Consider the following 26,270-nt stretch of genomic DNA (forward strand, 5'->3'; position numbering starts at 1 on the left):
AGTTGTCTTCAAATGTCACGCCCACATCAGGAGCGAGGCGAGGGTGACGGCTGCTTGGTAGGACTCGGCGGTCTTGTCGTAGCGGGTGGCGATGCCGCGCCACTGCTTCAAGCGGTTGAAGCACCGCTCCACCACGTTGCGACGCTTGTAGAGCTGCTTGTCGAAGAGGGGCGGGCGCCCGCCCCGGCTGCCGCGTCGGAGCCGGTTGCGGGCCTGGTCGGCCCGCTCGGGGATGGTGTGGCCGATGCCGCGCCGTCGCAGCCAGGTGCGGATGGCCCGGGAGCTGTAGCCCTTGTCGCCCAGCACGTGTGCCGGCCGCACCCGGGGCCGTCCCGGGCCGACGCGGGGCACCCGTATCGCTTCCATCACGGCGGTGAACTGGGTGCAGTCGTTGGTGTTGCCGCCCGTGAGCGTAAGGGCGAGCGGGCGGCCCGCACCGTCGCAGGCCAGATGGATCTTGCTGGTCAGGCCGCCTCGGGAGCGTCCGAGCGCCGGACTGCGGAGCCCCCTTTTCGCGCCCCGGCGGCGTGCTGGTGGGCGCGGACGACGGTGGAGTCGACCGACACCAGCCACTCGATGTCGCCCGCAGCGTCCGCTGCGGCCTGGGCGGCCTGGAGCATGCGCTCGAACGTGCCGTCCAGGGCCCACCGGCGGAAACGGGTGTGCAGCGTGTGCCACGAACCGTACCGTTCGGGCACATCCCGCCAAGCGGTCCCGGTCCGGAACTTCCACACGATGCCATTGAGCACGGTGCGGTCGTCAAGACGCTTGCGGCCCCGCAGCGAGCCGGGCAGCAGCGGCCGGACGAACTCCCACTCGACATCGGACAGTTCATGGCGACGTATCACCCGACCATGATCCACCATCCAAGATCAATTGAAGACACCGCCTAGCCCGATCCGGGTCGTAGGAGACGAGCTGCATCCCCTGCGAGGGCGCGTACGCCCCGCAGATCGCCCAGTGGCCGTCATCGAATGCCAGGAGACCGACACGGTCCCCGCTCGCGCCCTCGAAGTGGGCCTGGAGGGCCCAGTCCATTCCGCCGCTCAGGGCTCACCAATCCCCGTCGAAGACCTCGGACTCGTCGTCGGTGAGCATCGCCATGGCTTGCTCGGCCATTGAGCCGGGCGGGATGAAGGGGCACGGGTCCGGACAGGCGATCCGTCCGTCCTCGCACGTAAGGCAGTCGGCCACTGCCCCTCCAGAATTGGAATCCGTAGGCTGCAGAAACATCGAAGGCCCGCTCCGGAGGCGAATCCGGAGCGGGCCTTGCGAGGGGTTAGAGTACAAGGCTTCTTGATTCAGGATTTAAAGTCTCGACGCGTACGCCTCCCTCGTGAAGGCGTCGATCTGGGGGCACCGGGCGTACCCCCTGCGGGCCCGATCAGCGGGGTCCAGGGAAGGCATCCGGGCCGCCTCCTCACTCCCCCGCGCACGGAGGTCCAGGGCCCTCCGTGCGGCCTCCTGGAAGCCGTTTAGAGTCAGGGTGAAGCCCGGTGGTCCGTGCCGCCCCAGGGCCTCCTGACGATCTTCAGGACTCGTGGCCGAAGCCACTATGGGTACGGACGCGAACCTCGTCCTCGATTGGCAACCAGTGGGGCGGGAAATCGGGGTGATCCGCGTACGCGAGGACGAACTCCTCAACCACCGGCTGGCGGGCCCTGATCCATTGCCGGGTGATCGTGCTGGCAAGGATGCCTGCCCAGAAGGAGTCCCCCCATTCCCCTACCTTCTCCTGGGGTTCGAACACCCACGCCAGGAGCCTCCGTTTCATCTCAACGTCGGCCAAGATCCTGGCCTGCGTCTCTGCCACGTCATTGTTCTTGCCGGGCTTCAGCGCACTAGCGGTCCTCCCGTCCTCGCGAAGGCGGGCCACCAGGAACTCCACCTTGATCTCGAAGTCGTCACGCATCTTCATCCCCTCGTCGGCAAGTTCAGGGGGTCATCGTCCAAGGCGCCACGAGCCGGTGGCAGAGAATCCGTGCTTTTACCCCGGTCACCGGTACGACTCCGCGATGATGCGCTTCCGCATGGCCGCCAGAGTCTCCTGGGGGACCACCGCGGCCTCCAAGGACTCCTGAGCCGGCCGCCGCTCCCGGGTCTTCTCGACCAGGGATTTCGAGGAGTTGGGCACCGGACCTGCCTCGACCTCTTGGGCCTTCAGGTGCTCGTACCGGGTCATCTCGTCACCGGCCTCCACAAGGGCCCCTCCAGGCCCCGTCAGCGTCCACCGGGAGCGGGTTGGCCGCCAGGGTACTCATCCCGCTTCGGGGAGGCCGTGGAGAGGCGGTACGCGAGGTATCCGACGGGGGTGCCCCGGCGGGCGGAGGTCGCCTGGATCTCCCGGTCCCGGGCACGCCAGCAGATCAACCAGGCCAAGGGTGTGACGCCCACGACCTTCCGCCAGGTCTACTTCAGCGACATCCCAGAGGTGCAGTTCTTCCAGCACCCGTACGACCACGGGTACCTCCTGGACCAGCGCAAGACCCAGCGTGACCACCAAGGTGAGCTGACCAAGGTGGGTACCGCCACGGCCACCCCCGGGCGGGCAAGGGGGACCGGTACTTCCAGCTCCCCGAGGACAGTGGATCGACGGCAACGGCCGTCCCCGTGGCCGTGCCGTCATCCGGCCGCACAGGGCCAAGGAGCTGGTGGAGGAGCTCATCGACGAGGGCCTCCGCCGCGACCCCTCATCCATCTTGGCTCATGTCGTATGCGCCGAACCGTCAGGATCCGTCGGGGGCAATGTCGGAACGAGGGAGTTCCGAATTCCCCTCCAGTCTCATTATCGCCTCGCCGATGTTTGCTCCCGGTAGCAAACTGATTACATGAGTTGGGGATTCAGAATACTTCCACGATTCATGGTTCGCAAGCATGTCGTGAACTTCGTTCATCGGTACCAGATGCCCCGATTCATGCGCTGGCCACTCTTCGCCCTCGTAAATCTCGAGGTATCCTCTTTTGATCCAGGATTCCATTGCTGAGGCGAAGAGGGGCTCAAACTCGACCCACGTTTCCTCATCCTCGGACTGGGACCAGTCCGCCAAGACGGACCATAGCGAGGACATCTCTCGCGCGTTAATTAGGATGCACTCTTCGAGCTCGCTGAGATGTTCCACTTGGCGCCAATCAATCTAATCGACGTTGATGCGCTGCAGGTTGTGGCCTGCAGCGCATCAACATAACGGTTATGGAAGGGCGGGATTCCCTTCCAGCGGGATTCGGGTTACTTTCTTGCCGACCTGATACTTGAGATACGGGCCCTGGTGATCCAATCGCCGCATTCCTGGAAGTCCATTCTCGTACAAAATGGTTGGGTTGCCCTTTTGGACGAAGAATCCTCCCCCTGTGGCATGGGGTGCATCCTCCAGTTTAGAGCCTTGCGCAACCGCCATCTCTCTCACTTCTTCCGGCGACGCACCGGTCATGGAGGCCGGGTCCTTGAAGTCGCGGCTAGGCGTCACCTTCGACCCTTGGGCTTCGGAATCGGCTTGGCTGACCTCGCTGCTCGCCTCGTTGAGAGCCTTGCCCAGCCCATCGCCGAGATTTTTGGCGCCGTCCACAGACATGTAGGCGCCGCTTACAACCCCACTCACGCCCAAGGTTGCGGCGGGCCCGCCGATGAAGCAGAGGGCGCCAGTGGAGCACAGGCCTACGCCGGCCCCGGTGAGGAGCGAACCGCCGAACATCAAGGCGAGACCGCCGCCAGTCTCTGCCGAACTCCACCAGACTTCAGGCTCGTTGAAGATTGCAGTGCCGTAGTTAACGATTGTCGACAGCACGCCACCGCCGTTGGACCCCTTACCTCCGCCGTTGGAGCCCTTATCCTTCCTGGGCGGTGCACCTGCGCTGCACTTTCCGTGGTGGCAGTAGCCGGCTTTGTCATTGCCCGGGTCGACTGCTCCGTCTTTGAAGGTGCCGCTTGAGCCACCAACGACGTTGCCCCGGGGCACGCCGACGCCGCAGTCGGCCATGCACAATCCGGTGGGATCGCTTTCGGTGACCGGGCTGTTGTCAGCGTAGGTGTAGCCGTTGAGAGATTGCGCGTCGCTGGTGTCAAGGACAGGGTCGACGCTGAGGAAACGGCCCGTTCCCGGGTCGTATTCGCGGGCCCCCACATAGGTGAGGTTGCTGGTGGGATCGGTGGTCTTCCCGAGGAAAGTCTTGTCGTCGGCCCAGACGCCGGTTCCGCCTGAGCGCGCAGCGCCGAAGGGCGTCAGGTAGCGCTTGGTAACGGCTTGGGTGGTGGCGTCGAGACTGACCGTTGAGGTGTTGTGGGGATCGCCCGCGAGGTAGGCGAGGGTCTGGGCCCCAGTCTTGTTGGTGCGCAGTGCGAGCGTGGTGCTGCCAGCACTGTAGTAGCGCTGTGCCCAGTACTTGGCGGTGGAAGTGGAGGTGTCGAGGTGGACTTCGGTGGTACCGAGGTAGAGGACGGTTTCGCCACTGGTGTTGCGACGGATGAGGAGGTTGCCGTCGGCGTCGTAGACGTGGCTGGTGGTGCTCCTGGTGGTTCCGCTGTTCGTCTTCTCGATAAGGGTGTCGAGGTCGCCGATGGCGTTCCAGGTCAGTGACTGGGTGTCGGTGCCGTTAGGGCGGGTTGTGGTGGTGCCGAAGTCGTAGACGTAGGTCGGGCTCACGCCGGTGCACGAGGTGGTGATGATGGTGGCGCTGAGCTGGTGGGGGTGAGCGCTGTCGTAGCAGTAGGTGCGGGTGGAGTCACCGGTGCCGGTGTGGGTGGTCTCCGTCTTGCGTAGACCGCTGCTGGCGTAGGTGTAGGAAGTCCAGTATGGGGAGGCGCCGGCGAGGTTGGGGGTGGTGCGGCCGGAAGTGGCGCAGGAGGTGGTGGAGGGGGTCCAGGCGTCGGTGAGGCGCTGGTAGCCGTCGTAGGTGAAGCACTGGTAGTCGGTTTTTCCGGCGCCGGAGAGGTTGGCGGTGTCGAAGGTGGAGGTGACGTTGCCGGAGTCGTCGTACGTGGTGTTCAGGTCCTGGACGGCGCGGGTGGCGTCGGTGGTGAGGCTCCGGGTGAGGCGGTCGGTGCCTTCTTCGTAGGTGTTGGTGACGTAGGCCTTTTTGGCTGTGGCATCTTTCGAGGTGCCCAGGACGTACTGGTTGGCCTGACCGAGCTGGTTGTAATCGGCGGACAGTAGGTAACCGGTCGCTCCACCGACGTCGGTGATCAGTCCTAGGCCGTCGTACTCGGAGTCGACAGTCTCGCTGCTCAGGCCTCCCGCTGCCGGTTCGCTGTAGTACTGCTGAGTGCCGTCGATGTTGTAGGAGGCGGTGAATGCGAGTGTGGTGGTCACGGCTTTAGAAGTGACCAGAGGGTCGGTGGCAGGCAGGATCAGCTGGTTACCAGTGGCGTGGTAGAGGCTGTCGTATGCGGTGACTTTCTGGGTGTAGACGCTGCCGGTGGTGCCGCCGACGTAGCTGATGGAGTCGTCGCGTTGCCCCTTGGCGAGGGTGTCATAGTCCCAGTGGGCGAGCTTGTTGGCATTCGTCTTGGAGGTCTGCCACTGGTCGGTCTTGCGGCCCAGCACGTCATAGGCGTACAGCAGTTTCTTGCTGCGGGCGTCGGTGGTGGTGTCAGTCTGGTCCAGGTTCGTGTACGTCGTGTTGGTGGTGCCCTGGTCGGGATCGGTGGAGCTGGTTTGCCGGCCGAAAAGGTCGTAGCCGTAGGTCCACTGGGTTCCGTCGGTACCGGTGACGGTCGAGGGCTTGTTGTCCAGGGTGTAGGTGGACTTGACGGACGTGTAGGCGGCTCCGGTGCCCCCACCGTAGGCAGCGTCAGCCGGATCGCTGCCCGCATAGGTGCGCTTCTCGACAGTGCGGCCGAAGACATCGGTGATCGTGCGGGTGGCGGAGCCGCCGGCAAGCGCGGTCGTTGCGGTGGAGTCACCGGTGTAGCTGGTCGATGCCGTCCACTTCTTGACCCCATACACATACAGGCTGCTGGCTAGGGCACGACCTGCTCCGTCATAGGTGATGTCGGTCTGCTTGGGTGCGCCGCCGTACGCGGCTCGGGTGTAGGTATCTGTGGGCAGGTTCTTGGAGTCGAAGACGTCTGCGTAGGTCTCGTAGGCGAGGCCGCGGCTGTCGTAGCGGGTGTCGGTGAGCAGGCGGCCGCCGTCGGGAGTGGGGGCCTGAGTCTGAAGGGTACGCAGAAGGGAGTCGTAAATCGTGTAGCTGGTGTTGTAGGTCTCGCCGTCGGCCTTCAGCGTGGAGGTAGACGTCCAAGAGGGGGCATCGTTGGTGACGTTGTAGTTGTAGGTGTAGTTCGGGGTCTGGTTTCCCGAGTGAGACCGGTTGGTCAGCCAGGTGGCTGTCTTGCGGCCGAGAGCGTCGTAGCTGGTCTCGGTGATCTTGTTATTGACGTCGTAGACCTTGGTGGGCAGGCCCGAGGCGTAGTCGGTGTAGGTGTAGGTGTTCTGTGTCTTGGCGTTGGTCGTCTTGGTCTTGGTGAGCGGTCCGGCGTCGGTGGGTGTGTAGGTGGTCGTGGTGGTGTTGCCTGCTGCGTCGGTGACAGTCAGAGGCCGACCGAGGCCTGCAGTGCCAGCGCTGTCGTCGTAGGTGGTCGTGGCGACGGTCTGCCAGGAGGTGGGGTAGCGCTCGCTGTTGCTAGCTGTGGCGGGGTAGGCGGATGCGCGTCCGGCCCAGGTCGGCTCGCCGAGGGTGGGGGTCTGGGTGGCGGACCAGGCGGTGGCGGCGGTGTTGTCGTACACCGTGGCGGAGTCCGTAAGGACGTCTCCACGGGAGGTGGAGGACGCCGGCAGGTTCAGGGCCGTTTCAGCAACGGAGCAGGGTTGGGCGACGGTGCGGGAGCGCGAGACAAGCGCGGTCAGACCGATAGCGGTGTTGCGGGCGTACCAAGTGCGGCTGCAGGTGTTGTCGCCGCTGACGCCGGTCTGTCCGGAGTCGGAGGTCTGCACCGTCATGCCGTAGCTGTCGTAGTCGGTGGTGACGGTGCGGGTGCGCCATGTCGCGGAAGCGGTGAGGTAGGTGGAGGTGGAGGTTGCGCCGGTGCGGATGTAATAGGCCTGGATGCTGGCGTAGGACTTTTGCTGGCTGGCCGTCTGCGAGGTCCAGGGGTCGTTGACTGTGACACCGACCGGGGCAGATCCGTTGTAGGTGATCTGTTCGCGCAGGAAGCCAGCATCCTGGTCGCGGTCGGTGATGTCGGTGACGTCGAGGCCGGCGGGGTCGATACCAGTCACGGTGGCAGGGGTGGTGGTTCCGTCGGACTGTTTGTCGCCGTCCATGCCCTGCATGTACAGACTCACGGTCTTGGACTGGGTACTGCCGTCCGCCCCGTTGATCGCGGTGACCTTGCCGTAGCCGCGCCACTCGGACCAGGTGCGCTCGTCCGCGGGCACGAGCGGGTTGTAGGCGTAGTGCCAGGCGGGGTCGGCGTAGGTGTAGGAGGTCTCTACCCCTTCGCCCAAGCCGGTCGGGTCGGAGCTGAGAACGGCGGTGACTCGGTACTTGTTGAACCAGTCGAGGGACGCTTCGGTGGCACCGTTGATGTGCCAGTACTGCGGGTAGCAGGTCATGGTGTCGTCATCCTCGGATGACGGCATCTTCGAGCCCCGTACGCACTCGGGGTCGGACAGTGTCACACGGGTGATGGCACCGGTCTCGGATGTGACCGACTCTATGCGTGGCATGCGCAGCGGCAGGATGTCGTCCGAGGTGGAGTCAACCCGGTTGTCCCGCATCTGGTAGGTGAAGGTCACCGGGTCGAGCTTGAGCTCGGTGCCGTTCATACCGGTGCGCTGGATGGAAGACAGCGTCAGGGTCTGGTCGGCGGTGCTGCCGATCTCCTGGCCGTCCAGGAACTTCTGCGTCAGGGTCCAGGAGTCCACCGTCGTGTAGGCGGAAGTGGTCGCGTTCCAGGCGAGGGTGTCGATACCAGTGAGCCGTTTTCGGGTGAAGAAGGAGGGGCTTGCGCTGTTGCAGTCGTCGTCGCCACTCGAGCAGATGAAGTCGTAGGGGACGTCCGGCCAGTTGTCGGAAGTCGAGTCGGTCAACGAGGTGCAGTCGGTGGCGGTGCAGCGCTCGCCGTAGGAGAAAGTGACCTCGTCGGAGGCCTTGCCGGTGAACAGGGTGCTGGAGCGCTGCCCATAGAGGATCTTGCTGAGGTAGCCGCCGCGGGTGTACTGGGTGTTGGCCGTGGAGGCGCCGTTCTTGGGGTAGTAGTTGGTCTCGGCCGTGTACCAGTAGGACATGGCGTTGCCGTGGAGGTCGACGACGTAGTCGAGGTTCCACCGCCAAGCCTGGGTGAGCGACCGGTCGGCGAACGCGGTTCCCTTGTCGTAGCCGGGTTCACCCGAATCGTCACCGAAGACGGGCGCGGTCCATACCGAGTTGGTGCGCTCGGTGTCGGCTCCGGGGAGTTTGTTCAGGCCGAAGACGTACTTGGTGCCGTCTGTGGTGGTGACGGTCCAGTATTCGCCGTCGTTGTCGTCGTTGTCGCCGCCGGTGGAGTGGGTGACGGTGGAGGCGTCGTCGTCCTTGAGGTGCCAGGCGCCGGTAGTGTCGTCCTTGACGAGTTCGGTGGACTTGCCGTTCAGGACGAGGGAGGCGTTGTCGTACTTCCAGCACTGGTCGTGCTTGTCGTCCTGACCGTCGTCGTCGCAGGAGCCGTAGGAGCGTTCGACGTAGGACGAGGCGGTCAGGTCGAAGCCTTCGCCGACCTGGGTGGACTGGTTGTTGGTGGAGGCGGTCTTGCCGTCCGTGCTGCCGGAGTCGTAGTCCAGGGCCAACGATGGCGACGGCCCTGATGCTGCTGGCGGGGTGCTCAGCGGGTAGGACCAGTCGAATGCGCCGGAGGAGCCGCCGGTCTGCCAGCTGGACGAGGCGGACAGGGGAGAGGCGGAGTAGTTGCCGGTGCCGGACGCCGACTCACCCGAGGTGGCGGCGAGCGCCAGTACTGTCGCCTGTGCCGCGGTGTCCACTGTCAGTAGCGCGGATCGCGCGCTCGAGCGGGAGGCGCGGTCTTCGCTGTCTTTGACTGTCACCTCTCCCAAAGGGACGGTGGCGGACACCTGCTGCTCGGAGACGTTGTTGTGGGACTTCAGAGGTGTCTGAACGCGGCAGGCGACCTTCTGCGGGGTGGTCAGCGCGCACGAGGGCAGGGTGACCAGACGCAGACGGCCAGCCCAGTCGCCGCCATAGGCGGAAGCGAAGGCGCTGTAGTCGATGCTGAGACCGGCGTCACCGCTGGCGGAGGCGCTCGCGGTCAGGAGAACGCCCTTGATCCCGGCAGCGGTGGCGGCTTTGCGGCTCAGGACGCGCAGGTGGACAGTGCCACTGGCAGACCTGGTTCCCTTCACTCGCTTCACGACGACGGGAAGTCCTCCTGCGGTGAGGCGGGAGGTGCCGGTTGACGCCAGGGCGGCAGTGGTGTCTGCGGCTTTGGGCCAGGTTGCCTTCTGCTGTGCGAGGGCCTGCTTGGCCTGCTGGACGTTGACACGCTTCTGCGCTGCGACTCGGGCACGGGCCTTGGTCGCGCCCAGGGTCGTGACCTTCTTGACGGTGTCGGAGCGGTTCGCAGGTACGTCTGGTATCAGTTGGTGGTGGGAGGTGGCCTGTGCGGCCGTGGGGGTTAGGCCAACGAACGCCAGGGCGAGCGCGACACAGGTGGTGGTGATCCTGCGTCCGCTGTGTCTTCCCTCACTGGTGCTGGCTGCCCTGCCTGGAAGCGGCGGAGTAGAGCCGAATGTTTTGCCTAGCCATCGGGACCGCGTGCCGAAATGCACGACAACAAACTCCTTACACGTCGAAGGTCATCGGGTAGGTGAAGCAAGGAAAAAAGGGCGGGGCGGCGGTCCGCGCCGCCCCGCCCTGGTGCTGTCGGGGTGTTAGTCCCCGATCGTGTTGGTGATCTGGTCCTGACTGGCCATGGCGCCGGCCCACAGTCGGATGTCGCTGATCGTGGCGGGCAGGTAGTGGCCCCAGGCGTTGTTCACATATGCCTTGCCGGTGGCGAAGTCACTGGTGCCGGCGACTGCCGTGTACGTCTTGGCGTCGCCGTTTTGCGAGTCGCCGACGTAGAGGCTGACCGTGCTGGCCTGTGCGTCGAAGATGCCGGTCAGGCGGACGGCGCTGCCCAGATTCGCGGTGGAGTCGGAGACGACGCCGGTGAAGGTGCCGTCGGTGTTGAGGCGGCCGAAGTGCCACAGTCCGACAGGGATCGAGCTGTCGGTATCAGGGTCGATGTCGGTGCCGGTCAGTTCATACCAAAGACCCCAAGATGATCCGTTGCTGCTGCGCTGGCCGATCACCTGCGCCATGTAGCCAACGGGCTTCTTCGCCAGTGCCGCACTGTCCAGTTGCACGGCGGTGGTTGCGGTGAACGAGCCGGAGTCATCGACCAGCGGTCCCGAAGCGGTCGCCGCATCGTCCGTGCCGTCCAGCACGATGCCGGTCCCGTCCAGCGAGGCGCCGCCGGACAGGGTGAGCGCGCTCCCGTAGCCGGAGGTGGTGTCGGCGACGGTCGTTCCCGTCGCCGTGGACGGGTCCCACGCCGCCACCAGCTCGGCGTCCGCGTAGGAGTCATTGGTCAGCAACTGAGACTCGACCGACAACTCGGCAGCAGACAGGGGGCGCTGCCAGACGCGGACTTCGTCGATCTGTCCGCCGAAGTAACCTTCGAAGGTACCCGCGGTGGCACCATTACCGCGTCCGAACTGCAGTGCACCGGTGTCCGCTTCAGGCTCTCCGGTAGGCAGTGCCTGCGGACTCCCCTGGGCTTTGCCGTTGACATAGAGCTGGATCGTGCCCGCGTCGGCGTCGTAGACGCCGGCCAGGTGCGTCCACACCTTCACCGGGGGTGAGGTCGCGTCCGCAAGCGAGCGGACGTAGTGCCAGGTGCCGGCCGAGTCCGCATAGTGCCAGTTGAAGATCCACTTGCTGTAGGTGGTGGAGTAGTAGATCGCAAAACCGGGACCGGTGCTTCCCGTGCCCGTCTGTGAGAGGACCACGTAGTTGTGCGTCGGGGTGGCGTCCATCCGGGCCCATGCTGCGACCGTGTAGGAGGAGCGGGCCTCCACCACGGGGCCGGACGTTGCGGCGTAGCCGCTCGTGCCGTCCAGGGTCAGTCCGGTGTCTGTCTGGGGAGTGGCCAGGTCCTCGCCTGCGGCGTTCTTCGTCAGCACACCGCGCCGTCCGCGCCCGTCCCTGGATGCGCCGCTGGTGGAGAGGGTGGCGTTGTCCTGTTGAGCGGTGACGGTGGTCGAGGTGTCGAGGGCCGCACCGCTGGCTTCGTCGAAGTGCCACTGGCCTATGGGGCCGCGGCCTTCCGCGACGAGGAAGGCGACGGAGTTCTGGGCGCCCCAGTCGATGGAGTCCTTGGCTCGGACGTACACACTGAACGTGCCGGAGGTCGGCGGTGTGAACGTGGCCGTCACCGTCGATCCTGTGATCGGCGACGACCATGCGGTCGCGGACGATGTCTTGTACTCGTAGCTGATGTTGCTGGTGTCACCGGACGCGGGCTTGAAGGTGAACGTCACCTTCGCGCCCGGGCCGCCGGCGGCGGTGCAGGAATCAGTGGTGCACGCCGAGTACGGGCTGGACAGGGCGATTCCCGGAGCCTTGGGCCGGGTGGGATCGACCTTGAAGTAGCAGTACCCCGTCGTCGACCCGTTCGAGGGCCCGGACAAATAGCTGTCGCCGCTGTTGTAGTACGACCGCGTCCAGGATCGGTACCGGTACAGGACTCCCTCGGTCAGCGTCGAGGTCGGCACACTGCCAGGCGAGACGTTGTCGCCGACATAACCACTGGTGGGACGCGCGGTTTCGAAGGCGTTGGCCCAGGTGTCGGTACTCGCCGTGTACTTGTCCACGCTGTAGACGGCTCGCAGTGTCGCCCCCGACTCACCACCTGCCGCGGTTTGCGGTGTTGCTGCGAGTGCCGGCGTCGGGTCGGAGACGACCAGCGGGTCCGCCTTGTCGGTCTCGCAGGCAACACTGGACCCGGTGACCAGACCGATCTTCGTGGGCTTGGCAGGGATACCGACGTACTTCACGTCGATTTCAGCGTCGTCGTCGAACCGCTTCCAGCTGTTCGGATCTGTCTCGTCGTGCGCCTTGAGCATCAGCGTCAGCCGGGAGAAGTCGCCGTTGGCGAACTTCGTCACCGTCGAGGTCAGGTTCTCGTTGGTCTCGTCGGGATTGTCGTTGAACTCGATCTGGGCAGCGGGCTGGCTCGGGCTGCAGGCGGAGCCGCGGCCTGCGGACACGTACCGGTCCACCATCGTGTCCCAGTTCGATGTGGGCCCGGGCCACTTAGTTGAGGAGGAGATGTTGCCTGTACGGATCAAGTCCACCCACGATGGCGTGCAGGACATGGACCACTTCTCAGTGATGACGAAGGTTGCGTCCAGGACGTGCTTGCCCGCGAGCTTCGACGGTGAGAACTCGTAGTACATGCGGTTCTTGTAGCCGGAGCCGCAGTAGTAGGCGTAGCCGCCGGCAACGTAGGTCCCGCAGTAGCCGACGCCCTTGCCCTCGTCCCCTCCAGAGAAGTTGTAGAAGGTGTCGCCGTCAGAGGACAGCAGCGTCCGCTCTGACACCATCATTGCGACATCGGGGTCGATGTACAGCGGGAAGACGGTCGCTTCGTCCGTCAACATCGACGCATTCGGCGTCACCGAGATCGTGCCCTCGTCCGCAGTCACGGGCAACAGCGCGGCAGTGTCGCCGTCACTGGGGCCCTCCGTCGGATCAGGCGCCGAATCGCCGTCCTCAGAAGCCGATTGGGCTGGCTCGCTCGAAACCGTGGTGGTGAACGATGCCGGGGAAGCCGACGCCTTGGATGTAGAGGGAACGGCAGAGGAGGAATCGACGGCGTCGCCAGCGGAGTCCCACTGCTGTGCACTGGGAGCACGGAAGACGGTGTTGCCGTCGTCGTCGACTGCGGACACTCCCCCGTCACCGTCCCGCAGGGTCAGGCCCTTGGCCTTCACCGGGAACGAAAGCTTCTTCAGCTCCGGATTGGCTGCCGCCGAGGCGGAATTGACGACCAGCACCTCGCGGTAGCCCTCGGTGGTCGCGGTCATCTGGAGGTCGACGCCCGGCAGGACGTCCGCGTACACGGCCGCGTCCCGGTCCAGCGACGGCTTGGGCAGTGTGCCTGGCCAGCCCACCGTCAGCGACCGGCCCCCTTGCGACAGCTTGACCAGGTCCGTACCGGCACCGCCGCCGGAGAACGTGATAGTGGCGACCGCCGCCCTGGGACCGACGCTGCCGTCGGAACGCACCTCCAAGGTGGCGTCGGGCTTGGTCCACGAACCGTCGGTCTGCTTCACGCGGACCGGCGCCGAGGAGTCCTTCAGCGTGAACGTCATACCGTCGGGATTGGCGAATGTCGTGGTGTAAGGCGTCCGTTCACCCGCGATCTCGACCTGCTCGCCGGTCTCCTGCGCCTTTTGGGCAGCCGTCCGCGCCTCGTTGCTCACGTGCGTCGCGCCGTCGGCGGCGAGGGCCCGACCGGCTGGCGCGGCGACCGTCGGCACTACCGCGAGGAAGTTGGCTACCGCCAGGAGCGAAACGCCTCGTCTGAACGCGACACCCCGAAAGCGCGCATGCCGATGAAACCCCAATTCTCCACCCCAAAAGTTCACTGTGCGCACACGGCGCCTTCATTGCCGCCTCATGAGACCTGTAGCGATCACTGCAGGTCAAGGCGCCTCTGCGAAGAGAAAATGCAGGCCAAGGCCCCTCGACGGCCAAAAAGAGCAAAAGCGGCACAGGCGATAAAAGAAGTCAAAGCGTGTGCCCCCGGTACGGCGAACTGGAGCGGCGCGCGCTACGTAGATCGGATGCGCGAAGAACGTGTGCCTTGGCAAATTAGTCGGACTGAGTGCCCTGCCCTCGACCGTCAGGCGTAGCCATCAGAAGTGCAGACCTTCGCGACCGCGCCATTGGACCCCATTGACCCAACGGGCTACTAAACAAGCCACGAATAGGCCTGCCTGACGGGTCCAGGCGACCTGATCGACGGCGCCGCTCCGCGCGGTCGGCGCCCGGGTTTGGTTGCAGTACATCAAAGCGTGTGTTCATGTAAGCAAATAGATCGCTGTAGGAATTACCTCGGATGTGAGCGGATAGCTCTTTGGGTCTGCCGACGCCGCATGTCCCCAAATAGGGCGGAGCGTCGCCTAGCCCTCTATCGACCTAAATCGGACTCATCACTTGTATCTGGACTAACGGAGTGGAAAGCAAAGATCATCTAAAGCCGGGGTGTGATGTGAGGGGATGGCTAATGTACGTGAATATCTTGTGAGTGTGGTTTGCGCTGCCCTCTTCTTGACGGCGCCGGAAGAAGGTGTGGCCGAGGGTCGGGGTCGATGGTGAGTGACCGGACCGACCGCGATGCCGGATGGGCTCTTATCTTCGCTTTTATCCCTGTGCTCTGCCCGTGGACGGTTGGTTGGGCGAGGTGCGGGACATGGAACGGCCATCGCGGGACTCTCCAGGTAGGTGAAGACCAGGGGAGGGTGCGATGGCCGTCGCTGTCAGTGTGCTCGGGGCGGAGGCAGGCCGCCAGGGCAAGGCCAACCTGATGCGCTTCCGCAAGGGTTGGTACGACTGTCTGTCCCGACGAGCGGATGCGTTGTTCGAGCTGACCGACGCCCTGCTGGCAGCCGGCCCGGTCGTTTCCCTGCCCTACCTGTCACTGGACGGGTTGCACCGTCGTGGTCACGGCAGCACATATGCGGCCCTGGCCAACGGCCGTGTGGGTGTCGAAGCGGCACGTGCGCTGTTGGCCGGCTCGCTGCCTCGCGCGTCGTGTCCGGTATTCGCGGTGGACGTGAGTGTGTGGGTCCGCAGCGACGCGGAGTGCTCACCTGGGCGCGGCTACTACTACCACCCCTCGAGGCACTCGGCGGGACAGCCGATCGTGGCCGGCTGGGCCTACTCCTGGCTTGCCGGCCTGGAGTTGACGACGAACTCGTGGACCGCTCCGGTCGATGCCCGGCGCCTGGTGCCGGGCGAGAACCCGAGCACGGTCGCCGCCCGCCAGATCCGCGGCCCTGCTCTCCGCGCGAGCGGAGGTGAACCGGGAGTAGCAGATGGCCACCACGGTCGCATTCACTGCTCTCCACGCGAGCGGAGGTGAACCGTCCGGCGTGAACGTCGCGGAGATCAACCAGAACTGCTCTCCGCGCGAGTGGAGGCCGACGGCGAGCGAACGACTTGGAGGCCGGGTATCTCGAGACCCTCGTGCAGGGCCGGTTCGGGTCATGGATGCTCGATGTCCTCGGTGAGGGGGGGGGCGCCGCCCGCGCTTATGCGGGCCGTTCGGCTCCCAGGTAGTGCACGGCCGGGAAGTGTGGGGTCAGGCGCATGACCACTGTGGCGGCCCCGTGCTTGGCGAGTTCGCGGCGGGCTTCGTTCATGTTGAGGATCTTGTCCATGGTGTAGGTCTCGGTGCAGGGGCCGAGGTCGATGGAGTGTTCGCCAAGGCTGAAGATCATGGACTCGTACCCGGCGGTGAGGCGGAACAACCCGTCGCGGAAGTCGGCCAGTTGGTCGAGGCCCTCGGTGCTGACCACCTCTACGGATAGGCTCTCGCCCTGCAGGACGATCTTCTCTCCGTCGAGCAGCGCGTGGATCTCCTTGATCTCGCGTACGTCTTGCTCGGTGAAGTTGTCGGGGACGGGGAAGAACTGGCTGGTCCTGCTCTGTAGCCGCGCCAGGTTGTCGTATGCGTCGGCCCAGAACTGGGCTTCGCCGTCCTTCCAGCCGTGCGGTGTCATGCCGTTGGTGAGCGGGGCCCGTACTCCCTCGCTGGTGTCCCCGGCGAAGACGAGCGTCACGAACCGGCCGGGCCGGCTTTCGGCGAGCAGCCGCAGCACCGGCACCAGAGTCGTCGGCATCACGGTCTCCGGCGGTTCGAAGGAGAACGTCAGCTGGCCGGAGAGATCGCGGTGGCTGAAGCGCAGCCGTACCCGCATCAGGCCGCTCATGTCGCTGCCGTGGAGGGTTCTGCCGTCCGTGCCGAGGACGCGGTGGGTGAAGGCCACGGGAAGAGAGGTAACCGGGATGCCGGAGGGCTGCTGGACGACTACCTGGCCCCGCAGCGGCGGTGTCACCTTCTGGCAGGGTGAGCTGATGCGCACGCCGTTGAGTGTGAGCTGTTCCAGCCCGAGTCCGGCGGGCCCGGTCAGGCCGGCTTCGGCGAGGTTGTCTGCGGTCAGTTCCACCTTGCCGCCGAAGCGCATGGTCTCCTCGAACCGGCGTTGCCGCCGTGCTTCCTGCTCGTCGCCTGCGGGAAAGCGGATGCGGCCGGTGAAGCGGATCGCCGCCTGGCCGTCGGGGGCGGTCCCCGTCGGCGTCAGGTGTACGACCGTGTGCCCGTCCGCACCGAGCTCGGTGTGCATTGCGTAGTGCGGGGAGATTTCCTGGGCCCGCACATGCAGCGCGCCCGCCCGCTGAAGGTAGTCGGGCAGCCCGCCGAGCCGGACGGAGTGCATGCATTAGTCAGATACCGGACGTCGTCTCCTGCCACTTGGAGCTCCGGCCGACGGGCGCGCCCGTCACCGATCCTCGTTCACCATCCGCGTCGGCGCGCCGCCGCTGGGCAGGGCGGTGAACACACAGTCCCAGCGTGCGCCCAGTTCCCGCAGCGCGTCGGCTGACGGATTGCCGTCGGTCGCCGCGTTGAGCTCGGCCATCTCGGCGAAGAAGCCGTCCAGCGCCGGGGAGGTGATGAACAGGAACCGCACCTCGACCAGGCCGGCGTTGTAGGGCCGGTGCACCGCTCCGCGCGGTACGACGGCGTACTCGCCCGCGCCGAGCGTGATGGTCCGGCCGTCGATGTCCAGGCTGAGTTCGCCCTCCAGGACGCGGAACGCCTCCTCGTGCCGCTCGTGCACATGCGGAGGCGGTCCCGGCGCCCCGGCAGCGTGCGAGTACTCGATCAGTGAGTACGCTCCGCCCGTCACGGCTCCGTCGATTTTCACCGTCATCGGGGCGCCGGTCGGGCCGCGGAATTGCCGCCCCTGGCCAGCCGCGACTACCTTCGGATCACTCATGTCGCCTCCGTTCGCGAACGTCGCACACACCGGTCCGACCATCGTTATGCCGTGCAGCGGCGGACGCATGTGCGGGACACGGGCCTGTGAGCCTGCGTCGAGGGCTACGGGGCGCGAGTTCTCGGCTCGCTGTTTGTGGGCGCGGGTTCCGACGGGGCGCACCCTGCCGCGCGGCCGTTATCCTGGCCGGGCCGCTTCTGGGGGGAGCGTCGTGGCCGCGTACGTTTGCAAGGTCTGTGGGGCTGACGTCTCGGCCGAGTACGGCCGGGAGATCCGGACCTCGATCGAGCATGCCAAGGAAGTCGGGCATCCCGACGGCGGCCTGTGCCTTCCGGACAGCCCGCACGCCCGTCGCGTCCGCGGGCACCGTCCCGCCCGCTGGTTCACCACTCGCCGGACGTCCCGCTCGCAGGTCCGTCGCCGATGGGACACCCTCCCGCTGAACGTCCGCGTGATCGCCGTTCTCTGTTTGTTCTTCACAGCGTTCACCTTCGGAGTGTGGATGAACGACGCGACCAAGGATCCGGACCCGTACTGCACCGCGAACATGGAGAGAAACGGGCGCTGCTGACGAGAGCTCAGGTGCGTTTGCGGCCGCCTCCGTCGATGCTGCGCCCGTACCGCTGCGCTCCCTTGCTGACCGGGCCTCCGGCCTGGCCCCGGTGCGCGTCCACGGAGAGTGGGAGTCGAAGGCGTCTGCGGGCCCGTCGCCACGTCGTTGAGGCAGGGACATCAGGCGGCGCTGCAACGGTTCATGGCCTTGTACTGTGCGGCCCGTGCGTCCGTCGCAGGTCGGACAGGTTGACGCGTTTCAGAACCGGTCGAAGGACGGCACGTTCTTGGTGGCAGCGCCGCTAGCGAGGCTTGTGGCCCGCGCGGCTACCCTGATGACAGGGGCCAAGCGTGAGCAAGGCGTACCCGAGGCTGCCCTACGGATCGTGGCGCCCAGCGCTGGTCGCACTCGTCGCCAGTTTTGCTCCGGCCGGATGTGCCAGTCAGTGTCACTCCACCGCAGCGTGTTCGTCCGCAGTGGCTGGGGAAATGGTTCCTCATGCGCGTCTGGGTTCTGCGTGGCCTTTGGCGTGCGGACTGCACGTGGCATCGCACCATCGATCCTGGGCCGGGATGCCCAGAGAGCGAGCAGGCTGGGCGCAGCGCCGGGTTCCGGCTTGTGCGCTGTTCAGGGCCAATTGCTGAACTTCCTGCTGCTCGCACGCACCAGGACCACGCAGGCCATTCCCGTTCCCGGCCTCCGGCTCCCGGCGTGTCCCCGGAGTCCGGTACCGGCTGCGTCAGTCGCCCCGGCAAGGGCGGGAGCCATGCGACGTCAGACCGGGCAGGTCCGGGACCGTCGTCGACGGCCGGGGCGCGTCAGCGCGATCCCACTTCCGCCGCAGAGAATTTTTCCGGGCGGGGTACCCGGTTATGAGGTCTGGGACCGGTATAGGGGGTGTCAGGGTTTCAGGAAAGCAAGGGTGGGAGGTCCGAGGTGCTCCACTCGGTGGGTGCCGAGGCCGTCTGGGGGGCGATCGCCGGCCTGGGTGGCTTGGTCAGCGTGGCGCTCCGTAGCCGGGTCAAGCTGGCCCGGGAGCAGCGTCGGGCAATGGCGGAGGTAGCCGGTGTGCTGGCTGGGGACGGCCGGGCGGTGCGAGCGCGGCATCGCTGCGGGGGCGGGGAATGGTCGCTTGATCTCGGCGCGCCCGCCAGGTTCGCGGGGGAGACCCGGAATATCGAATCGGCAGGCGAGGAACAGCGCCGGTGAGTTCGGCGGAGGGTGGCCCAGGCCGTCTGGTCGACGGCAGCGAACGCCGCACGGCCATGGAGGCCTTCTATCGAGCTCAGCACCCGCGGCTGCTACGGCACGCAACGCGAAGGGTCGGGGAACGGGCAGGAGCAGAAGATGTGTGCCAGGACGTCTGGCGGCTGTTCTTCAGAAAGTTCGAGAAGTTCTTTACCGAATACGACGACCCAAGTCAGGCCCTGTACGCCATCGCCCGGACCTGCATCGCCGACTTCTGGAAGAAGCGGCCGGGAAGGCAGGAGCTCGTGGTGGAGCACGAGGACCTGGCCGGGTTGGTCGAGGCCGTACGGCCCCTGCTCGCCGACATAGCAGACCCTTTACGCCTGGACCTGGAAAAAGCGCTGGCCGGTCTCCCAGAGCGGCAGCGGCAGGCGCTGCGCCTACATCACCTTGAGGACCTGACCGTCTCTACGACAGCCGCCGAGATGGGTATCAGTGTCAATACGGTGAAGAAGCTGCTGAAGAGGGCGATGGCCATGCTGCGAACCATGCCTTCCATGGACTCCTACCGACCCGCAACTGTGCCGCAGGAGGTGCGCCAGTGACTCCCGACAAGGACCAGCACCTCGAGGTCACCGAAGACGAACTGGCTACAGGCTTCGCTGCGGTCATGGACAGCCTGGATCACCTCAGTCCTCAGGAAGCCGCTGACCTGGACCGGCAGGCCGATCGTGCCGTCCTCGGCCACGATGCCTACCTGCGGGGCCTGGAGCACCTGGACCGCGGCGACCTGCCCGCCGCGAAGCAGTGGCTGCTCACTGCTGCCCGCTATCAGGTGCCCGGCGCCCAGGAGACACTGGACCATGCAGAACTGTGCGCCGACAGCGACACGGACTGGCGCCACGTCGTGAATCTCGATGCCAGCATGAGGTCCGCGTCGAACGACTTCTCGGCGCCGGACTCGGCTGCGGCGCTATGCCAGGATGCCTCGGAACTCGGCACGTCGGCAAAGGACGCCGTGGCGCCGCAGATCAAGGCCGCGACCCGCAAAGAAGCCGACGAGTTGCTAGCCGCCAATGGCCGGGAAGCCGACCGTACCCTCGCCGACGCCCGCGAGGAAGTCAGCCGCCTGCACAGCAGCGCGCCTGAGGAGAGCTCCGCGCTGGCACTCGCCTGCGTCCTGGGCGCCACCTCTCTGCAGCGGGTCTCGCTGCCCGACACGGGGGAGGCCGCACCTGCGGCCTCGCACTTCGGCCAGCACCAGGGGCCCGGGTCCTGGGACGGGTGCCGAACCGTGACCGGCGACGATCCTGCCAAGGTCGAGGTAATCGTCGCCGCTGAGAACGTCATTCAAGACCTGCAGTCCCTGCTGCAAAAGCACGGGGAGCACGAGTGGCGGTGGACAGGACCTGCCCAAATCATCGAACTCACCTCTAAGCTCGTCCAGGGCGTGCAATCCGAGAATCTGCGCAACCAAACTGCCGCAGGCAGGGGCAGGGCGTTCATCACCCGCCTGGAGCGCCTGGACTCCTTCACAGTCCGGATGGCGTGGGCCGCCGCCGTCCTCGGCACTTCCATCTCCCCGGCCATCGCCGCGACCGTGGCGGGCCTCAGCGCCGAGGAAGCCGCCAACGCCACCGACCGACTCCGCGAAAACCGCATCCTCACCGGCAGCGATGTGCTGGAGTTTGTCCATCCGCTCATCGCCACTGCCGTCTACCGGGCGATGCCCGACACCGTACGCTTGGTTCTGCATGGTGTTGCTGCTCAGGCAATTATCGACGCCGGGCTCGGGCCCTCCGCAGCCGCCCGTCATCTGGTGGAGACCCGCCCCGACGGTGACCCCTGGGTCGTCGACCAGCTCCGCCAGGCCGCCCGCGAGGCCATGCGGGCCGGAATGCCCGAGGTGGCACGACGCTGCCTCGCCCGCGCCCTGCACGAGCCCCCCTCCTCCGAGGACCAAGCCGCCGTCCTCGTCGAGTTCGAAAGCACCATGCCGGGAACCACTGGGACAAAGTGAACCAGGAGAGCGCGGCCGCTGGTGGCGGCCCGGTCGTGTGCATGAGCCGCCAGGGATGGGAGCGGACACAACAGCGGCCCGTCCTTCTTGCCGAGCCGGTCCGCGCACGTCTGGCCGCTTACCTCGCCTACCGCCATCGCCGCTGGCCCCACACCGCCAACCCCTACGTCCTGGTCAACTTTTGCACTGCCCTGTCCATCCGGCCGGTCAGCCGGCCCTGGCTGTGGCGGCAGCCCCTCCTCCAGCCTGCTGCTGCGCGATGACCGGATCGTCGACGAGGTCCAGGCGGACACCGACCCGCGCACCCTGTGCGAACTGTTCGGCCTCACCCACAACGCCGTCACCCGCTACACCTGGCCCTACCAGGACGCCACCCACCCGCCCCACGGACCAGGCACCTGACCACTGCTTCTGGTCCTGCCCGCCCGTTGCGGACCTTCGGGGCGGGCCGTCCGCCCGGACGGTGGCCGCGGTCCTGCCCGCTTGGTCTGTCTTCGGGAATGTGCGGGCGCGGGGTCGTGTTGTGGGGGGTGTGGTTGTGAAGGGGACAGTGTCCCCGGGCCTCACCTATTGCCCATGAGGACGATCGTCCGGCTGAAGCCTCATGGAGCCTTTCGCCGCGTAGGCGACCGCCCTTCACGGCCACACGCACGTCGACGGCCCGCCCGGTACTTCACCGGGCGGGCCGTTTACGTCTTCCACCCGCTGCGCGACAGCATCAAGCGCCCCGCAGCCAGCCCACGGCCTGGTCGGCCGGTCGATCCCGGGCGCCCTAACCGGGTGCCGGCTGCTGCTGGAGCGGCGGTGTGCGGGGAGCAGGGCCTGGTGGGCTGTGCTGTACACCCTGTCCATGCTCGTCCGCTACGAACCCGCAGCCTGGGGTGCGCTCATCAACGTCGACAGCAGCAAGTTCGCGGTCCCGATCGAGCGGCTTTTGGAACGCGCCATCAACCACTTGCCGGTCCTCATCGCGGACACCGTCACCGAAGTTAGCATCTGATCCAGGAGTCATGCAGCGGGGGCAGACAGACCAGCCCGGCCCCACCGCCGGTCAGCCGATCAGCTCGGGACGGGTCCGTGCTGGCTGTGGCTTCCGGCCGTGCGGTGTACCTGTGGAACCCCTACAGCCTGCTTGTCAGAGGGCTTCCGCCCAGGGAGGGACCGGGTAGGCGTGGACGTCCTCCAGTGCGAGGCGCAGTGGTCCCAGAAGGCGGTGGGCGAGGGCGGGGGAGAGGTCTTGGATGGCCAGGGCCGTGGCTGCGAAGCAGAGGGATTTTTGTTCGTCTGAGAAGTTCTGGATGCGCTTGCCGTGTGTGCGGGCCGTGCGGCCAAGTGCTGTCTCGGTGTGTTTGACGAGCCCGTTCTTCAGCTGGGTCCGGTTGGCGGCCGCGGCGAGTTCTTGTGCTTCGTACCAGGCGGGGTCGTCGTGGTCGGTGGGCCATGCTGTGTTGTAGGAGCGGCGAAGGGTGAGGACTTCCTCCCAGGTCAGCTTCCCGGTTCGGTCCAGTAGGGCTGCTGCGGTCCGTCCTTGGGGACCCAGCGCCCACCAGGCCGGCACCCGGAACTGCATCGTCTGGTTCCAGGTACGGCCGGAGCGTTCCTCGTCATCGTTCGGGGTGAGGCTGAACACCCACAGGCCGAAGGGGATCTCGGTTACGAACGGCAGGTGGGAGCTGCCTGATGCGTGTGGGGCGGCCCGGTGCCATGGCTGCTTGCGTCGCCGCAGTGGCACACCGGGCGATTCCTCGATAAGGATCTTGCGGCAGTCGCGCAAGGCGCCGGCGTAGTCGACGGGATCATCATCGAAGCCCCGTCCCGAGGGGCGTGTGACCTTCCACCCCCATGCGGCCGGCAGGTCGTCGGCCTGCCTGCCGACCGCCGTCCAGCTTTCCCACCCGAGCCCAGCCACCTGATCCTCCTCCGTGAACAGTGTGAGAGATCCATCGTGAGGCACGCCGCGCGCGTGTGTCGGGCTCCAGTCGGAACAAGGCCGGCCTCTGATGACCGGAGTATCGGACGCAGGTCGCACCGTGCTGCGAGGGCTTCCTCCGATGCCTGACCGCTTCAAAGCCGTTATCGCGGAGCGCAGGCAACAAAGGAGCGACGCATTCACGGCGCGGACAAAGCCCTCAGTGCCCTGAAAGAGCGCTGTCGACCTGCCCTGACGAGCCACAAGGAGGGAAAAATCCGGCGACAGCGCTCCACCCGATCAGCCACGCTTGATCCATGGCAGCATTCCTCTACGACCGCTTGGTCACGGATCACGAATACGTGCAGCGAGTCAGACAGCAGCGCCCCAGTGCCCTCCTGCCCCTCGTTGCCGCTGCCTCAGCCCGCTGGCACAGCGACACATGGTGGAACAGTCCATTCCGCAAGTACACGCCGTGGGCTCTCGCCGATGTAGCGCGCACCAGCCTCGCCTACGGGAACGAGTACCGCGGGGACGGCAACTGCACCGAGAACGATCTGGTGACCATGCTCGCCGCCTACGCGGCGCTGACCGATCCCATGATCCGTGACAACGGCACCGCTGAATCCGTCGCCGGCTGGCTGCTGCGCACCTCGGGCGAACAGTTCACCTACCAGGAGCTCGGCTTTAACGATCTCGCTCGGACGGCTGCCCTGTTCGAGCAGACGTCGTCCGCTCACACCCCCACATGCCTTGTCGACGGATGGGACGAAGAGCTCCTCGGCTGTTCCTTGTCCGACTACGTGGGCGTCACTCAGCTTCTGCAGGTAGCCGCGCTGCAGAACGGAGGCCGCTTCGATCCCGCATGGCTCAGCCAGCCCCAGATGGAGCAGATCCGCTCCGTCATCCCAGCACGCACCATACGAGAGGTAACTGAACGCCACTTCGTCACCGATCCGAAGGCGTTCAAAGCCGAGAACGAACAACGTCGGTTGAGCCGGGACCCCCACGTGCGCCGCTTCGAGTACAACCCCCTGCGAGGTCGCCCCTTCCTGTCCGGCTTCGGGGCGGGTTACCTCGCGCCCTCGTCTCACCTGATCATTCCCAAGGGCAGCACGCTCGGTCTCTACTACATGGGCATCGACCACTTCGGGAACGACTTCGCCAAGGAACTCGGCGATCTCTTCGAGCAGTACGTAGGACGCCAGCTCGGCCAACTTCCCGACGCTGACGTCTACCCTGAGATCATCTACCGGGATGAACGACGCAGCGTCGACTGGATCGTCGTCTTCGACGACCTGGTCCTGCTCGTAGAAGTGAAGTCCACACGACCGACGCAACAGCTACGTCTTGGCGTACTGGACCGCACCAGCGCAGCCCTGCGCCAGATCAAGCACGCCTACAAGCAGCTGGAAACCACGGCAGCACTGATCACCGACAGGAACCCGAGCTTCACGATCATCCCGGCGGACCGACCTCTGCACGGTCTCGTTGTGACCATGGAGCCCTTCCACACCGCCAACGCTCCCTTCCAGAAGGAGATGCAGCCGGACACGAACATGCCGGTGACCGTCTGCAGCGCCACAGAACTGGAGCACCTTGTAACGCTGAAGGACACGTCGGTGGGCCAGCTCCTCCGCGAACGCCAGGATGACCCCCTGGCGTCGACGTACTCCCTCAACACGGCTTTCGCCGGCAGGGACCTCGGACGCAATACGATCTTGGATGCCGGCTGGGGCAGCTACCCGTGGAAGCGCCACGCTGACCGGGAAAGCAGACCGCTGTAGCCCAGTAGTACGAGGCAGAGAGCACCGGGCTGCCTGCCGCGGTAGGAGCGGCATACGTCTTCGGCATAGGGGGGATGATCACCCGAAGTGCTGCTGAGTCGGCGGGCGGAGATGGCGTCTTGGGCTGATGACCTGAGTGCCGGTCCCGCTAGGTAGCCACTGCGATTGGGCCTGTGACCTGTCAGGGCTCGAAGAAGCGACGGGCCCACCGCCGCGACAGGCCCGTCAGCTCTTCGGTTCAGGAAGCGGATGCGGTACGCGGCGGCTCGACGGCTCGGAGCTGGGTGGTGCGTGGCGCTTCGGTGACAGGATCTGCGTCCGCGGGAGGCGTCACCAGTTTCGTGGCGCCAGGGTCGACGTTGTCGGCCCAGGCCAGGGTCGGCAGCTCGTGGTCGGGCAGACCGTTCATCTCGATGGCTGCCTGGCTGAGCATGTGGGCGGCCAGAACGGACTGACCGTCGGCGACAGCGGCGTAGAAGCGGGCCGCGTAGGTGATGGCGTCGATATCGCCGATGGTGTCCGACATACCGATGGCGAACGGCACGATGTCGACGAGGCGGTCGGTCTGCGCGGCGGAATGACAGGAGTTCAGCAGGACCAGCAGCGGCTTGTCGTCCACTGCGGAGATGGCCCGGGCGAAGGCGCGAGCGCTGACGATGGCACTGTCGTGGAAGCCGTCCTCACCCGTCTCGAAGGCGATCAGATCTTCCGCGCTGTGGCCGGAGAAGTGCACGACGTGCGGCCTGAACCGGGTCAGCGCGTCCAGGAAGACGTCAGCCGTCGCGGCCGGATGGACATCGAGGTCGACCAGATCGCGATGCGTCGCGCTCTGCACGGCCGCTCGGATCCGCTGCTGTTCCTGACCCACCCGCAGGTCGCCGGCCGAAGCCGCTGCAAGCAGCAGCACCCGCAGCTTCTCCGGCTTCGGAGCCACAACTCCTTCAGCACGGTACGAACCTGCCCCTCCGCCGTCGACAGACGGTTCTCGATCCGCCGCTGGCTGAGGACCGCGCGCTGCTGAGCCTGTGCCTGTTCGCGCTGGCGGGCCTTCTCTGCGGTGGCCCGCTCACTCTGCTCTGCCTTGACCAGTCGGACAGAGAGGTCCGCTGCCTCCTTGCTCAGCTTGGCCACCGTGCCACTCCAGACGCCGGCATTGCGAGCGGCCTTGTTGGCGTCGTCCTCGTAGCGCTGCGCCGCGCGCTGTTTGCTCTGCCGACTGCTGGGGCTGCTTGCCTTCTCCGCAGCCGTGCGTTCCTTCGTGGCCTTGGCTCGCTTGTCGGCTTCCGTCCGGCGGAACTCTCCGACCTTCTTCTCCGCGTCGGCGCGGGCCTTGGTCTTCTTCTCCAACTGACTGCGGTAGTAACTGGCATTCATGCGCTTGCCTCTCTGTTACATCCCCCAGCACGTCAGACTAGAGCGCCCCACTGACAACGCTGTGGCCCTCGCAGACAGGCAGCATGGAGAGTGCTCCCGGGCCCCGGGGCAGAGCCGCCCCATCCCCTTCAAGCGGCCGCCCACTGCCTCGAGCCGACAGACCCAACAGACACCTCCAACCGGTCACTTGTAGGTGTGATCGCGAGGTGCGACAGTATCCGCTTTGTCCCGGTCATTCAGTGCAGATGTAGGTGGCGAGCTGCTGCTGCCAGTGCCGGTCGGCTTCGGGCAGGCTTGCGTGGCAGATGCGGTTGAGGGTGCCGTCGGCATGCCAGCGTTACCGGCCACGGCGGGTTCCACGCGGCCAAGATCCACTGCCGCATCACTTCCGGGTCTCGTC

17 protein-coding genes are annotated in these 26,270 nt (G+C 66.0%); 6 read left to right on the forward strand and 11 right to left on the reverse strand.

Going from position 1 to position 26,270, the window contains the following annotated elements; all coding sequences use genetic code 11:
• Positions 1-15 precede the first annotated feature (15 nt).
• The 6 genes from ACZ4AA_RS37405 to ACZ4AA_RS37430 all read right to left on the reverse strand — a co-directional run bounded on the left by ACZ4AA_RS37405 (position 16) and on the right by ACZ4AA_RS37430 (position 13,631).
• Positions 16-845 (reverse strand): IS5 family transposase gene (locus ACZ4AA_RS37405; protein ID WP_467612899.1). Its coding sequence is split into 2 segments (ribosomal slippage): positions 16-501 and positions 504-845, totalling 828 coding nucleotides; the frame shifts between segments, so codons are not numbered across the junction.
• Between the two features lie 686 nt (positions 846-1,531).
• Positions 1,532-1,912: a DUF6221 family protein gene (locus ACZ4AA_RS37410; protein WP_467612858.1), complete on the reverse strand. Its 381-nt coding sequence runs from the start codon at positions 1,910-1,912 to the stop codon at positions 1,532-1,534.
• A gap of 84 nt (positions 1,913-1,996) precedes the next feature.
• Entirely contained in the window at positions 1,997-2,182 is a 186-nt protein-coding gene (locus ACZ4AA_RS37415; protein ID WP_467612861.1) for a hypothetical protein, read from the reverse strand.
• Between the two features lie 544 nt (positions 2,183-2,726).
• On the reverse strand, positions 2,727-3,119 hold the full coding sequence (locus tag ACZ4AA_RS37420) for a hypothetical protein (RefSeq protein ID WP_467612864.1): 393 nt from the start codon (positions 3,117-3,119) through the stop codon (positions 2,727-2,729).
• Positions 3,120-3,188: 69 nt separating this feature from the next.
• Complete coding sequence (locus ACZ4AA_RS37425) at positions 3,189-9,755, reverse strand: RHS repeat-associated core domain-containing protein (protein WP_467612866.1); 6,567 nt, start codon at positions 9,753-9,755, stop codon at positions 3,189-3,191.
• Positions 9,756-9,857: 102 nt separating this feature from the next.
• A complete protein-coding gene (locus ACZ4AA_RS37430) occupies positions 9,858-13,631 on the reverse strand; it encodes a laminin G domain-containing protein (RefSeq protein WP_467612869.1) in 3,774 nt (1,257 codons plus the stop codon).
• An 872-nt stretch (positions 13,632-14,503) separates the two neighbouring features.
• Here ACZ4AA_RS37430 and ACZ4AA_RS37435 point away from each other — a divergent pair.
• Positions 14,504-15,121, forward strand: a complete 618-nt coding sequence (locus ACZ4AA_RS37435) for a transposase (protein WP_467612871.1) — start codon at positions 14,504-14,506, stop codon at positions 15,119-15,121.
• Positions 15,122-15,290: 169 nt separating this feature from the next.
• Here ACZ4AA_RS37435 and ACZ4AA_RS37440 read toward each other — a convergent pair whose 3' ends face one another.
• Both ACZ4AA_RS37440 and ACZ4AA_RS37445 read right to left on the reverse strand, forming a co-directional pair.
• Positions 15,291-16,478, reverse strand: a complete 1,188-nt coding sequence (locus ACZ4AA_RS37440) for a hypothetical protein (protein WP_467612874.1) — start codon at positions 16,476-16,478, stop codon at positions 15,291-15,293.
• A 63-nt stretch (positions 16,479-16,541) separates the two neighbouring features.
• Entirely contained in the window at positions 16,542-17,039 is a 498-nt protein-coding gene (locus ACZ4AA_RS37445; protein WP_467612877.1) for a cupin domain-containing protein, read from the reverse strand.
• A gap of 211 nt (positions 17,040-17,250) precedes the next feature.
• On the opposite strand from ACZ4AA_RS37445, the gene ACZ4AA_RS37450 reads away from it, so the two are divergent.
• The 4 genes from ACZ4AA_RS37450 to ACZ4AA_RS37465 all read left to right on the forward strand — a co-directional run bounded on the left by ACZ4AA_RS37450 (position 17,251) and on the right by ACZ4AA_RS37465 (position 21,800).
• Positions 17,251-17,610 carry a hypothetical protein gene (locus tag ACZ4AA_RS37450; RefSeq protein WP_467612882.1) on the forward strand — a complete coding sequence of 120 codons (360 nt, stop codon included), beginning with the start codon at positions 17,251-17,253 and terminating at the stop codon, positions 17,608-17,610.
• Between the two features lie 1,247 nt (positions 17,611-18,857).
• On the forward strand, positions 18,858-19,385 hold the full coding sequence (locus ACZ4AA_RS37455) for an RNA polymerase sigma factor (RefSeq protein WP_467612902.1): 528 nt from the start codon (positions 18,858-18,860) through the stop codon (positions 19,383-19,385).
• The gene (locus ACZ4AA_RS37460) at positions 19,382-20,800 is read left to right on the forward strand and encodes a hypothetical protein (RefSeq protein WP_467612884.1); all 1,419 of its coding nucleotides are present in this window, start codon (positions 19,382-19,384) and stop codon (positions 20,798-20,800) included. The genes ACZ4AA_RS37455 and ACZ4AA_RS37460 overlap by 4 nt, the downstream gene beginning before the upstream one ends.
• Positions 20,801-21,632: 832 nt before the next feature.
• The gene (locus ACZ4AA_RS37465; RefSeq protein WP_467612887.1) at positions 21,633-21,800 is read left to right on the forward strand and encodes a YaaC family protein; all 168 of its coding nucleotides are present in this window, start codon (positions 21,633-21,635) and stop codon (positions 21,798-21,800) included.
• Positions 21,801-21,935: 135 nt separating this feature from the next.
• On the opposite strand, the gene ACZ4AA_RS37470 is transcribed toward ACZ4AA_RS37465, so the two are convergent.
• Entirely contained in the window at positions 21,936-22,709 is a 774-nt protein-coding gene (locus ACZ4AA_RS37470; RefSeq protein ID WP_467612890.1) for a hypothetical protein, read from the reverse strand.
• A 317-nt stretch (positions 22,710-23,026) separates the two neighbouring features.
• On the opposite strand from ACZ4AA_RS37470, the gene ACZ4AA_RS37475 reads away from it, so the two are divergent.
• On the forward strand, positions 23,027-24,496 hold the full coding sequence (locus tag ACZ4AA_RS37475; RefSeq protein ID WP_467612893.1) for a hypothetical protein: 1,470 nt from the start codon (positions 23,027-23,029) through the stop codon (positions 24,494-24,496).
• A 238-nt stretch (positions 24,497-24,734) separates the two neighbouring features.
• Here ACZ4AA_RS37475 and ACZ4AA_RS37480 read toward each other — a convergent pair whose 3' ends face one another.
• Positions 24,735-25,364, reverse strand: coding sequence for a CHAT domain-containing protein (locus ACZ4AA_RS37480; protein WP_467612905.1), 630 nt, complete (start codon positions 25,362-25,364; stop codon positions 24,735-24,737).
• A complete protein-coding gene (locus ACZ4AA_RS37485) occupies positions 25,250-25,870 on the reverse strand; it encodes a hypothetical protein (protein ID WP_467612896.1) in 621 nt (206 codons plus the stop codon). The genes ACZ4AA_RS37480 and ACZ4AA_RS37485 overlap by 115 nt, the downstream gene beginning before the upstream one ends.
• Positions 25,871-26,270 lie beyond the last annotated feature (400 nt).

Source organism: Streptomyces sp. NPDC024698 (assembly GCF_055559015.1).

Coding starts and splice junctions, on each gene's coding strand:
- ACZ4AA_RS37410 (WP_467612858.1), bottom strand. CDS start 1,912: ATGCGTGACGACTTCGAGATCAAGGTGGAGTTCCTGGTGGCCCGCCTT.
- ACZ4AA_RS37415 (WP_467612861.1), bottom strand. CDS start 2,182: ATGACCCGGTACGAGCACCTGAAGGCCCAAGAGGTCGAGGCAGGTCCG.
- ACZ4AA_RS37435 (WP_467612871.1), top strand. CDS start 14,504: ATGGCCGTCGCTGTCAGTGTGCTCGGGGCGGAGGCAGGCCGCCAGGGC.
- ACZ4AA_RS37440 (WP_467612874.1), bottom strand. CDS start 16,478: ATGCACTCCGTCCGGCTCGGCGGGCTGCCCGACTACCTTCAGCGGGCG.
- ACZ4AA_RS37445 (WP_467612877.1), bottom strand. CDS start 17,039: ATGAGTGATCCGAAGGTAGTCGCGGCTGGCCAGGGGCGGCAATTCCGC.
- ACZ4AA_RS37455 (WP_467612902.1), top strand. CDS start 18,858: ATGGAGGCCTTCTATCGAGCTCAGCACCCGCGGCTGCTACGGCACGCA.
- ACZ4AA_RS37475 (WP_467612893.1), top strand. CDS start 23,027: ATGGCAGCATTCCTCTACGACCGCTTGGTCACGGATCACGAATACGTG.
- ACZ4AA_RS37485 (WP_467612896.1), bottom strand. CDS start 25,870: ATGAATGCCAGTTACTACCGCAGTCAGTTGGAGAAGAAGACCAAGGCC.